Annotated in this window: 1 protein-coding gene; it reads right to left on the bottom strand. The window is 43.9% G+C overall.

Annotation, left to right across the window (positions count from 1 at the left end; translation table 11 throughout):
* Positions 1 to 49: 49 nt before the first annotated feature.
* Positions 50 to 1,375 carry an ISNCY family transposase gene (locus AY605_RS05450; protein WP_081406335.1) on the bottom strand — a complete coding sequence of 442 codons (1,326 nt, stop codon included), beginning with the start codon at positions 1,373 to 1,375 and terminating at the stop codon, positions 50 to 52.
* Positions 1,376 to 1,483: the final 108 nt, after the last annotated feature.

Below are 1,483 nucleotides of genomic sequence, written 5' to 3'. Positions count from 1 at the left end.
TGTTATTCCCAAGTAGAAATGTCCTACCTAATAACCAAATAGAAATGTCCTATATGGACATTTCCAAGTCAAGTACAGGATTCAGATTTCGTTGTTGAATTGCTGTTTTCTGTGCTCGTCTACGTGGCATCTTTTGAGAACGATTACGTTTGTTTTGCTGTTCCAGTTCTTCATGCTGTTGCTGTATATGGATCAATACAGAACCCAGACGTTTATTCTCAACGATCTCTCGCTGATTCAGCTGACTCAATTTATCGAAGATACTGTAATTGATCTTCCGGCCTTCATGCATGATGGCCACGGTACCATCCGGGTATTCCAGGAACTCAAGATATTTACCGGTTAGCTTCTGATTGTCTTCTATATTTTCGAGAAGATATATGCATTTATCATAAGTAATGGTCAGACTCTTCGTAACTCTGCGGGGTTCACGCCAGGTAAAAATATCATCTAACTCCTCGGCTGTTTCAGTGACAGTCCGGTGTAAATCCTTAGGGTTAAAGGCCATCTTGGCAAATTTGCGATTAAATTGCTCAATAAAGCAGGGCAACCACTTATTGGCATCTGCAATCGAACTGATACCTTCCAAACGCATCTCTTTGATCAGACGATCCTGAAGTGTTCGATTGGCGCGTTCTACACGGCCTTTGGCCTGGGGTGAATTAGCGAAGATAATATCGATATTCAGGGTGCTGAGTACGCGTCCAAACTGGGTAATCTTGGTATCTTTCTTGCTGCTTTGATTCACTCTAAAGACTGAATGTTTGTCGCTGTAAAACGCTAAGGGCTTGCCGTGCTGTTCGACATACAGGCGTGTCGAAATCATATAGTCAAAGGTTGATTCTGATTCACAGAAGCGTAAGTGCTGCAATTTTCCTGTGGAATCATCAATAAACACCAGCAAACAGCATTTAGCTGCACGTCCTTCGAACCAGTCATGGTGAGAGCCATCGATTTGTACCAGTTCACCATAACAATCCCGGTTATAGCGTGGCTGATATGGGCGTTTCAGGCGCTTGGAGCGAGGAATCCACAGATCGGCTGCAATCATCCAGGAACGCAGGGTTTCTACTGAAAGATCGAATCCATGCCCGGTGGTGAGCTTTTCATGCGCTAAAGTGGGTCCGAAACCATGGAATTGATCAGCGACAAGATTGAGACACTTGAGCCTGATTTCTTCAGGAAGCCTGGAGTTGCTGGTTTGGCCACGACCAGCATGGGCTAATGCAGCTGGGCCTTGAGCTTTGTATTTCTGCAGTAAGCGTCTGATCTGACGTTCTGAAATATGAAGTAGCTGAGCAGCTTGGGATTGAGTTATGCGTTGATCACAGATTTCCTGTAAGACCGACAATCGTTTAAGTTCTTTATCCGACATAGACACCAACATATCAAACCGTCCGCTAAGGAAATTGCAAAAGTGCATATTCTAAAAGCGGACATTTTTACTTTGGAGAAACCGGACATTTCTATTTTGGGCTTACAA

It is taken from the genome of Acinetobacter sp. SFD, from assembly GCF_001647575.1.
In the GTDB taxonomy this organism is placed as follows: domain Bacteria; phylum Pseudomonadota; class Gammaproteobacteria; order Pseudomonadales; family Moraxellaceae; genus Acinetobacter; species Acinetobacter pecorum.
The sequence above is the reverse complement of the archived record's forward strand: the minus strand, read 5'-3'. Positions and strand labels throughout refer to the sequence as shown.